Origin of the sequence: Streptomyces exfoliatus (genome assembly GCF_000725545.1) — a bacterium.
Taxonomy (GTDB): Bacteria; Actinomycetota; Actinomycetes; order Streptomycetales; family Streptomycetaceae; genus Streptomyces; species Streptomyces exfoliatus.
Genome location: NZ_KL647056.1, coordinates 332600 through 341697, shown reverse-complemented (window position 1 = coordinate 341697; position 9098 = coordinate 332600). Strand labels below are relative to the sequence as shown.

The 9098-nt window shown below is 72.6% G+C and carries 8 protein-coding genes; 2 read left to right on the top strand and 6 right to left on the bottom strand.

Annotated features, from left to right (window positions below; all coding sequences use genetic code 11):
- The 5 genes from IO20_RS0136115 to IO20_RS0136100 all read right to left on the bottom strand — a co-directional run.
- On the bottom strand, positions 1 to 1366 hold a 1366-nt coding region (locus IO20_RS0136115; RefSeq protein ID WP_031127919.1), incomplete at its 3' end, for a bifunctional ADP-dependent NAD(P)H-hydrate dehydratase/NAD(P)H-hydrate epimerase.
- Positions 1367 to 1862: 496 nt separating this feature from the next.
- Positions 1863 to 2231 (bottom strand): holo-ACP synthase, encoded by a 369-nt coding sequence (locus tag IO20_RS0136110; protein WP_030214077.1) that lies wholly within the window; start codon positions 2229 to 2231, stop codon positions 1863 to 1865.
- A gap of 7 nt (positions 2232 to 2238) precedes the next feature.
- The gene (glmS, locus tag IO20_RS0136105; RefSeq protein WP_030549237.1) at positions 2239 to 4086 is read right to left on the bottom strand and encodes a glutamine--fructose-6-phosphate transaminase (isomerizing); all 1848 of its coding nucleotides are present in this window, start codon (positions 4084 to 4086) and stop codon (positions 2239 to 2241) included.
- Positions 4087 to 4205: 119 nt separating this feature from the next.
- On the bottom strand, positions 4206 to 4424 hold the full coding sequence (locus IO20_RS40635; RefSeq protein WP_157850880.1) for a hypothetical protein: 219 nt from the start codon (positions 4422 to 4424) through the stop codon (positions 4206 to 4208).
- 165 nt (positions 4425 to 4589) lie between these two features.
- Positions 4590 to 5345 (bottom strand): hypothetical protein, encoded by a 756-nt coding sequence (locus IO20_RS0136100; protein WP_078945945.1) that lies wholly within the window; start codon positions 5343 to 5345, stop codon positions 4590 to 4592.
- 193 nt (positions 5346 to 5538) lie between these two features.
- Between IO20_RS0136100 and coaA the strand changes: the two genes are divergently transcribed.
- On the top strand, positions 5539 to 6567 hold the full coding sequence (gene coaA, locus IO20_RS0136095) for a type I pantothenate kinase (RefSeq protein WP_030549242.1): 1029 nt from the start codon (positions 5539 to 5541) through the stop codon (positions 6565 to 6567).
- 66 nt (positions 6568 to 6633) lie between these two features.
- Positions 6634 to 7584 carry a DUF389 domain-containing protein gene (locus tag IO20_RS0136090; RefSeq protein ID WP_030549243.1) on the top strand — a complete coding sequence of 317 codons (951 nt, stop codon included), beginning with the start codon at positions 6634 to 6636 and terminating at the stop codon, positions 7582 to 7584.
- Positions 7585 to 7696: 112 nt separating this feature from the next.
- Here IO20_RS0136090 and glmM read toward each other — a convergent pair whose 3' ends face one another.
- Complete coding sequence (gene glmM, locus IO20_RS0136085; RefSeq protein WP_030549244.1) at positions 7697 to 9055, bottom strand: phosphoglucosamine mutase; 1359 nt, start codon at positions 9053 to 9055, stop codon at positions 7697 to 7699.
- Positions 9056 to 9098: the final 43 nt, after the last annotated feature.

The following is a 9098-nucleotide window of genomic DNA, read 5'->3' as shown; positions in this document are numbered from 1 at the left end:
CCGTCCCCGACCCCCGCCGCCCCGCCAGCCCATGGAGGTACGCCGCGCACGACGCCGCGTCGACCGCCGGGAGGCCCGCCGCGAGGAGGGAGCCGGCGAGGCCGGAGAGGACGTCGCCGCTGCCGGCAGTGGCCAGCCAGCCGGTCCCGGTGGGGTTCACCCGTACGGGACCGCCACCGGGCCCGTACACCAGCGTCGTCGAGCCCTTGAGCAGCACCGTCGCCCCGAACCGCGCCACCAGTTCCCGTACCGCCGCGAGCCGCCCGGACTCCACCACCTCGCGGGTCACGCCGAGCAGCGCCGCCGCCTCCCCGGCGTGCGGGGTGAGGAGGGTCGGGGCCGGGCGGGCCCGTACGAGAGCCGGGTCCAGGCCTCGCAGACCGTCCGCGTCCACGAGGACGGGAACCTCCGAGGCGAGGACCTCCTCGACACCCGGCTCGTCGCCGAGCCCGGGTCCGACGACCCAGGCCTGGACCCGCCCGGCCGCGGAGGGTGGCCCCGGGTGGACGAGGGTCTCGGGATGCCGGGCGATCACCGCGTCGGCGGCGGGCCCGACGTACCGCACGGCGCCCGCCCCGCCCCGCAGCGCGCCCGTGACGGTGAGGACGGCCGCGCCGGGGTAGCGGGCGGATCCGGCGACGACGCCGAGGACTCCGCGCCGGTACTTGTCGCTCTCGGCGCCGGGTACGGGCAGCAGCCGGGCGACGTCCTCGTGCTGGAGCGCCTCCAGGTCGGGCACGCCGGGCAGTTCGTCGCCCAGTCCGATGTCGACGAGCCGCAGCGCGCCCGCGTACTCCCGCGCGGGGTCGACGAGCAGCCCGGGCTTGTACGTCCCGAAGGTCACCGTCACGTCCGCCCGCAGCGCCTCGCCCCTCACCTCGCCGGTGTCCGCGTCGACGCCGCTGGGCAGGTCGACGGCGACGACGACGGCGTCGGAGCCGCGCGCGGCCCGCGCGACGGGCACGGCGCCGGGCCTGAGCCCGCCCCGCCCGCCGATGCCGGTGATGCCGTCGAGGACGAGGTCGGCGGTGGCGAGGGGGGCGAACGGGTCGTCGGCGATCCGGCCTCCCGCCGCCCGGAACGCCGCGAGCCCGCCTTCGTGGGCGCGGTCGCCGAGCAGGACGGCGGTGACGCCGGCGCCGCGCCGGGCGAGCCGGGCGCCGGCGTACAGGGCGTCGCCGCCGTTGTCGCCGCTGCCGACGAGGAGGACGACCCTCGCCCCGTACACCCGGCCTTTGCCGAGGAGCGAGCAGCAGACGGCGGCGAGTCCGGCGGCGGCGCGGGCCATGAGGGCGCCTTCGGGAAGCCGGGCCATGAGGGCGGCCTCTGCGGCCCGGACGGTCTGTTCGCGGTGAGCGGTACGCATGATCAGCAGTCTGCCCCAGCCCTCAAGGGCCTGCCCGAGAACACGGGTTGACGCCCCCTCCGACACCCGCCTCCACGGCCACGGCCCCGTCCAGCGAAACCAGCGGGACTCCGGACACCGCACCGGAGGCGACACCGGCCTCCCCATCGCTGACCGGCACCCACCCAGCCCCCGAGCCACCCACCACCGGCCTGTTCGCCACTGGCCTGTCCTCCACCGGCGGCCTCGCCGCCACGGGAAGTCGCACCCTCCCCGTCGCCCTCACCGCGGCGAGCCTGGCCGCCCTGGGCGGCGCGGCCCTCATCACGACCCGCCGCCGACGACGAGCGGCGCAGGACGGCGACGGCAACGGCGACGGCAACACCCCCTGGGGGGCCCTGAACGCGCGCGGCACACGCGATCCCGCCGCCGGCCCTGGCAGCCGCGCGCCGCACGGCCGGGGGCCCGACCGAGTCACGACGGCCGGGCCCCTGGTCCGTACAGCGGCGAAGAGCGGTCACCCTTCGGCGATCACCACCGCCGAGGCCACCCCCGCGTCATGGCTCAGCGACACGTGCCAGTGCTTCACGTTCAACTCCGCCGCCCGCGCCGCCACCGTCCCGCGCACCCGCAGCCGCGGCTGCCCGGTGCCCTCGACGTACACCTCGGCGTCGGTCCAGTGCAGTCCGCCCGGCGCGCCGAGCGCCTTGGCGAGCGCCTCCTTGGCGGCGAACCGCACGGCGAGCGAGGCCACGCCGCGCCGCTCGCCGCTCGGGAGCAGCAGCTCCCGCTCGACGAAGAGGCGCTGGAGCAGTCCCGGTGTCCGTTCGATCGACGCGGCGAAGCGGTCGATCTCCGCCACGTCGATCCCCACCCCAATGATCATTTCCCACTCACTCCACGGTCACGGATTTGGCCAGGTTGCGCGGCTGGTCCACCTCGTTGCCCCGCGCGGTGGCGAGCTCGCAGGCGAAGACCTGGAGCGGCACCGTGGAGACCAGCGGCTGGAGCAGCGTAGGCGTGGCCGGGATGCGGATGAGGTGGTCGGCGTACGGGACGACGGCCTCGTCGCCCTCCTCGGCGATCACGATGGTCCGCGCACCACGCGCCCGGATCTCCTGGATGTTGGAGACGATCTTGTCGTGGAGGACGGAACGGCCCTTGGGCGAGGGCACGACCACGACGACCGGCAGGTCCTCCTCGACCAGCGCGATCGGCCCGTGCTTGAGCTCGCCGGCGGCGAAGCCCTCGGCGTGCATGTACGCGAGCTCCTTGAGCTTCAGCGCGCCCTCCAGCGCCACCGGGTAACCGACGTGGCGCCCGAGGAAGAGCACGGTGTCCTTGTGGGCGAGGGAACGGGCGAGGGCACGGACGGGCTCCATGGTCTCCAGGACGCGTTCGACCTCGTCGCCGATCCTGGCGAGCTCACGCACCACGGCGTGGATCTCGTCGCCCCACTTGGTGCCGCGCACCTGCCCGAGGTAGAGCGCGAGCAGGTAGCAGGCCACGAGCTGTGTGAGGAAGGCCTTGGTCGAGGCGACGGCGACCTCGGGCCCGGCGTGCGTGTAGAGCACGGCGTCCGACTCCCTGGGGATCGTCGAACCGTTCGTGTTGCACACGGCGAGGACCTTGGCACCCTGCTCACGTGCGTGCCGGAGGGCCATGAGGGTGTCCATGGTCTCGCCGGACTGCGAGATCGCGATGACCAGGGTGCGCCGGTTGAGGATCGGGTCCCGGTAGCGGAACTCGCTGGCGAGCTCGACCTCGCAGGGGATGCGGGTCCAGTGCTCGATGGCGTACTTGGCGATGAGCCCGGCGTGGAAGGCGGTGCCGCAGGCGATGATGACGACCTTGTCGGCCTCGCGGAGCACGCTGCCCGGGATGCGCACCTCGTCGAGGGTGAGCCGCCCGGCGCCGTCGATCCGGCCGAGGAGGGTGTCGGCGACGGCCCTGGGCTGCTCGGCGATCTCCTTGAGCATGAAGTGGTCGTAGCCGCCCTTCTCGGCGGCCGAGGCGTCCCAGTCGACGTGGTAGGCCCGCACGTCGGCGGGCGCCCCCTCGAAGTCGGTGACGGTGACGCCGTCCCTGGTCAGCTCGACGACCTGGTCCTGGCCGAGTTCGATCGCCGAACGCGTGTGGGCGATGAAGGCGGACACGTCGGAGGCGAGGAAGTTCTCGCCCTCGCCCACGCCGACGACGAGCGGCGAGTTCCTGCGGGCGCCGACGACGACGTCGGGCTGGTCGGCGTGCACGGCGACCAGGGTGAACGCCCCGTCGAGCCGCCGGCACACGAACCGCATGGCCTCCGCGAGGTCCCCGACGGAGGAGAACTCCTCGGCCAGGAGGTGCGCGACGACCTCGGTGTCGGTCTCGGAGCCCAGGGTGTGACCGCGCTCGGCCAGCTCCTCGCGCAGGGCGGCGAAGTTCTCGATGATGCCGTTGTGGACGACGGCGACGCGCCCGGCGTTGTCGAGATGCGGGTGGGCGTTGACGTCGGTCGGGCCCCCGTGGGTGGCCCAGCGGGTGTGCCCGACGCCCACGGAACCACCGGCCAGCGGCCGTTCCACGAGCTCCTTCTCCAGATTGACGAGCTTGCCCGCCTTCTTCGCCGCGGCGAGGCCCCCGTCGGAGAGCACCGCGACACCGGCCGAGTCGTAGCCCCGGTATTCGAGCCTCTTGAGACCCGCGACCACCACATCAAGCGCCGACTGCCCGCCGACGTATCCCACGATTCCACACATGACGGAAGCGTAGGACGGAAGGGGCGCGGAGGGCCGGAGTCAGCCGGGTTGGGCAGGCGCGCGTCGGCGCGCGTCGGGCGCCCGGCGCACCAGCTCGACCCAGCTTGGCGGCCTGCGCGTCAAGCAGTGCCTTCGGCAGGTCCTTGGTGCCACTGGGGGTGAGGGAGGCCCTTCGCCGTCGACGGGGCGGAGGTCGCGGAGGCGCCGGCCGTGGCACCCCCACCGGCCGCCCCGCCCGGCTCCGCCCCCTCCCGCTCACCGCCGCACGCCGTGACGAGCAGGGCGAGGCACGCGGTGGTGACGGCGAGGGCGGGCGGCCGGTGGCGTACGGGTCTCATGGGCACGGGCGCGACACCCTCTTATCGAACAGACGTTTCCATCCGCACGTTAGGCACCCACCGGCCCGCATGATCACTTCGCCCCCGACCGGTACCGGATCGCAACACGGCCGCCACCACCCGGCCCCCGCCAAGGCGGCATCGACCACTCAGGCGATCGACCACTCAGGCGAGCTTCTTCTCCTGCGCGCCGATGACGACCGTCGGCAGCCCCTTGACGCCCTCGGGCGAGAAGCTGATCGTCGAGAACGACGCGAGCGCGTTGCCCTTGCGGAAGACGACGAGCTTGGTGGTGAGCGGCTGGCCCTCCATGTCCACGGTGATCGAGAACGCGACCGCCTCGTCACCGGCGGTGACGCTCTCCGGGGCGACCTTGGTGACCTTCGTCTTCTCCGCGGCCTGGTCCACCGAGAAGCCGCCGGCGCACTCGGTACCGGCCGTCTTCACCGAGGCGAAGGCCTCCTGGGCGCCCTGACCGTCGTACGAGCCGAGCGACAGCGCCGTCATCTGGACGCCGAGACCCGCCAGCAGCGCGTCCTCCGGCGCGGCCGACGCGCTCTTCTTCGGCTCCGCGATCACCCGGCGCTGCGCCGAGGCCGCGGGCGAGCCGGGCGCGATGAAGGACATGGCGTGGGCGATCGGCGCGCAGGCGGCCTTGTCGGTGGTGACCTTGTCCGCGGACACGATGTCCCCGGCCTTGGCCTTCTCCACCTTGTGGCCCTTGACGTCGGCCGTCTCGACGATCAGCTTGTCCAGCTCCGCGGCGGACAGCGCCTTCGCCGCGGGCTCGGCCGCGGTCGCCGACGCGGATGCCGACGCGCCCTCCTTGCCCGCGCCCTTGTCGTCCTTCTTCTCGCCGCCACAGGCGGTGACGAGCAGGGCGAAGGAGACGGCGGTGGCGGCGACGGCCGCGCTTCTCATGGACGTACGCATCTGAGGTGGCTCTCTGTTCTCTTCGTGGTTCTCGTGCCGCCTTCGGCGGCTCCCCCCGCGTGAATTCACAGAGCGCACGCGGCTTCAGAATGATCACCCTAGTGGCCGAGTACGACAACGGCTTTTGTCACGTGACCCACCCCACGACCCACGAAGGCCGCCGACCCCCGACAATGGCGGGGTGATCACTTCGCCGCCACGAAGCCCCGACGGGACCGGCCCCACCCCCGGAGGCGGCCCCCGCAACGGCTCCGGGCCTCGCCGCCCCTCCGAGGCGACCCCCTACGTCGACCTCACCCGGGCCGAGTGGAGCGACCTGCGGGACAAGACCCCGCTGCCGCTCACCGCCGACGAGGTCGAACGGCTCCGCGGGCTCGGGGACGTCATCGACCTCGACGAGGTACGGGACATCTACCTGCCCCTCTCCCGGCTCCTCAACCTGTACGTGCAGGCCACCAGCGGCCTCCGCGGCGCCCTGAACACCTTCCTCGGCGAGAACGCCGAGCAGCGCGGCACCCCCTTCGTCATAGGGGTCGCCGGTTCCGTCGCCGTCGGCAAGTCGACGGTCTCCCGGCTCCTGCAGGCGCTGCTCGCCCGCTGGCCGGAGCACCCGCGCGTGGAGCTGGTGACCACGGACGCCTTCCTCTACCCGATGGAGGAGCTGAAGGCGCGCGGGCTCATGTCCCGCAAGGGCTTCCCCGAGTCGTACGACCGCCGCGCGCTCACCCGCTTCGTCGCCGACATCAAGGCCGGCAAGGAGGAGGTGACCGCGCCCGTCTACTCGCACCTCATCTACGACCGCGTCCCCGACGAGCGGCTGGTGGTCCGCCGCCCGGACATCCTCATCGTGGAGGGGCTCAACGTCCTCCAGCCGGCCCTGCCGGGCAAGGACGGCAGGACCCGCGTCGGCCTCGCCGACTACTTCGACTTCTCGGTGTACGTGGACGCCAGGCCCGAGGACATCGAGCGCTGGTACCTCAACCGCTTCCGCAAGCTGCGCGACACCGCGTTCCAGAACCCGTCCTCGTACTTCCAGCGCTACACCCAGGTCTCCGAGGAGGAGGCACTGGACTACGCCCGCACGATGTGGCGGACCATCAACAAGGTGAACCTCCTGGAGAACGTGGCCCCGACGCGCGGCCGGGCGACCCTCGTCGTCCGCAAGGGCCCCGACCACAAGGTGCAGCGCCTGAGCCTCCGCAAGCTCTGACTCCGGTAGCCCGCACCCTCGGCAGCCCCCGCCCTCGGCGATCCCCGGCCTCCGTAAGCTCGGGGGATGCTCCATCTCCGGATGATCATCCCCCCGGACCGCACCACGTCTGCGGTCGAACTGATCGAGTCGACGGTCGGCGCCACCCATCTCGTGGTGCTGCCCGGCGCCGCCAGGGACCCGGTCGGCGACCTGGTCACCTGTGACGCGGCGCGCGAGTCCGCCGACGAACTGCTGCACCGGCTGCGTGAGATGAAGATCGATCAGGACGGGTCGATCGCCGTGGAGAACATCGACCTGTCGATGTCCACGCGGGCGGACGCGGCCGAGGAGGAGGCCCCGGGCGAGGGCGCGGACGCCGTGATCTGGGAACAGCTGGCGGAGTCGAGCCACGAGGAGTCGACGCTCTCCTTCACGTACTTCTCCTTCATGCTCCTCGCGACGATGATCGCGGCCTGCGGTGTCGTTCTGGACAACGCGATCCTGATCGTGGGCGCCATGGCGGTCGGCCCGGAGTTCGGTCCGCTCGCCGGGGTGTGCACGGCCATCGTGCAGCGGGCGCCGAGGCTGGCGGCCCGCTCGCTGACGGCGCTGCTCATCGGCTTCGCGTCGGCGATCCTCGTGACGACCGTGTTCAGCCTGCTCATGACCTGGATGGGCCTGTTCAGCAGGGACATGCTGGACGGCGCGCGTCCGCAGACCAGCTTCATCTGGCAGCCGGACCCGTTCTCCTTCGTGGTGGCGCTCCTGGCGGGCGCGGCCGGCACCCTCTCGCTGACCTCGTCCAAGTCGGGCGCCCTGGTGGGCGTGGCGATCTCGGTGACCACGGTCCCGGCGGCGGCGAACGCGGCGGTGGCGCTCAGTTACGGCGAGTTCGCACAGATGGGCGGGTCGATCGGGCAGCTGCTGCTCAACCTGCTGGGGATCATGCTGGCGGGTACGGCGACCCTGTACCTGCAGAAGAAGCTGTGGCACTCCCACCGCGGCCGTCTCAAGCGCCGCCTGCGCAGGGGCTGACCCCAGGAGGAGCGGGAAGGGGCCGGAAAGCCCCTCGCACGAGGAGGGCCCGCCACACCGGAATCCGGTACGACGGGCCCTCACACGCATGCATGACGGTGCCTCAGAAATGCTAGCCCAGCGCGGACTTCACGACGTCCGCGAGCCGCTGCGCGACCGCGCGCGCCTGCTCGATGTCCGCGGCCTCGACCATGACGCGGACCAGCGGCTCGGTGCCGGAGGGGCGCAGCAGGACACGGCCGGTGGAGCCAAGCTCCTGCTCGGCGGCGGTGACGGCGGCGGCGAGGTCGCCGGAGGTCTTCACCCGGGACCTGTCGACGTCCGGGACGTTGATGAGGATCTGCGGCAGCCGCTCCATCACGCCGGCGAGGTCCGCGAGCGACTTGCCGGTGGCGGCGAGCCGGGCGGCCAGCATGAGGCCGGTGAGGGTGCCGTCGCCGGTGGTGGCGTGGTCGAGGACGATGACGTGCCCGGACTGCTCGCCACCGAGCGCGTAGCCGTGCTCCTTCATGGACTCGAGGACGTAGCGGTCGCCGACCGCCGTCTGGACGAGGTTCAGGCCCTCGCGCTCCATGGCGAGCTTGAAGCCCAGGTTCGACATGACGGTCGCGACGACGGCGTTCCCGCGCAGCGTGCCGGCCTCGCGCATGGCGAGGGCGAGCACGGCGAGGATCTGGTCGCCGTCGACCTCGTTGCCCGCGGCGTCCACGGCGAGGCAGCGGTCGGCGTCGCCGTCGTGCGCGATGCCCAGGTCGGCGCCGTGCTCGACGACGGCGGCCTTGAGCAGCCCCAGGTGGGTGGAGCCGCAGCCGTCGTTGATGTTGAGGCCGTCGGGCTCGGCACCGATGGTGACGACCTCGGCTCCGGCCCGGGCGAAGGCCTCGGGCGAGACGCGGGCGGCGGCGCCGTGGGCCTCGTCGAGGACGACCTTCAGACCGTCGAGGCGGTTGGGGAGGACGGCGATGAGGTGGGCGACGTACGTGTCGAAGCCCTCGTTGTAGTCACGGACCCGGCCGACGCCGGAACCGGTCGGACGCTCCCAGGGGGCGCCGGTGCGGTGCTCCTCGTACACGGCCTCGATCCGGTCCTCGAGGTCGTCGGCGAGCTTGTGACCGCCGCGCGCGAAGAACTTGATGCCGTTGTCGGGCATGGCGTTGTGGCTGGCGGAGAGCATCACGCCGAGGTCGGCGCCGAGGACACCGGTGAGGTGGGCCACGGCGGGGGTGGGCAGGACGCCGACGCGCAGCACGTCGACGCCGGCACTGGCGAGCCCGGCCACGACGGCGGCTTCGAGGAACTCTCCGGAGGCGCGGGGGTCGCGTCCGACCACGGCGACCGGCCGATGGCCCTCGAAGGTGCCCGCCTCGGCGAGCACGTGCGCCGCCGCCACCGACAGGCCGAGTGCCAGCTCAGCCGTCAGGTCCGCGTTGGCAACACCGCGTACGCCATCCGTGCCGAAGAGTCGTCCCACAGCTGTCCTCCGAAATACGTGCCCAAGCCGATGAAAGAACTGA

Excerpts from the sequence above, each read along its gene's own strand:
- IO20_RS0136110 (WP_030214077.1), bottom strand. The coding sequence starts at position 2,231 with ATGATCATTGGGGTGGGGATCGACGTGGCGGAGATCGACCGCTTCGCC.
- glmS (WP_030549237.1), bottom strand. The coding sequence starts at position 4,086 with ATGTGTGGAATCGTGGGATACGTCGGCGGGCAGTCGGCGCTTGATGTG.
- IO20_RS40635 (WP_157850880.1), bottom strand. The coding sequence starts at position 4,424 with ATGAGACCCGTACGCCACCGGCCGCCCGCCCTCGCCGTCACCACCGCG.
- IO20_RS0136100 (WP_078945945.1), bottom strand. The coding sequence starts at position 5,345 with ATGAGAAGCGCGGCCGTCGCCGCCACCGCCGTCTCCTTCGCCCTGCTC.
- IO20_RS0136090 (WP_030549243.1), top strand. The coding sequence starts at position 6,634 with ATGCTCCATCTCCGGATGATCATCCCCCCGGACCGCACCACGTCTGCG.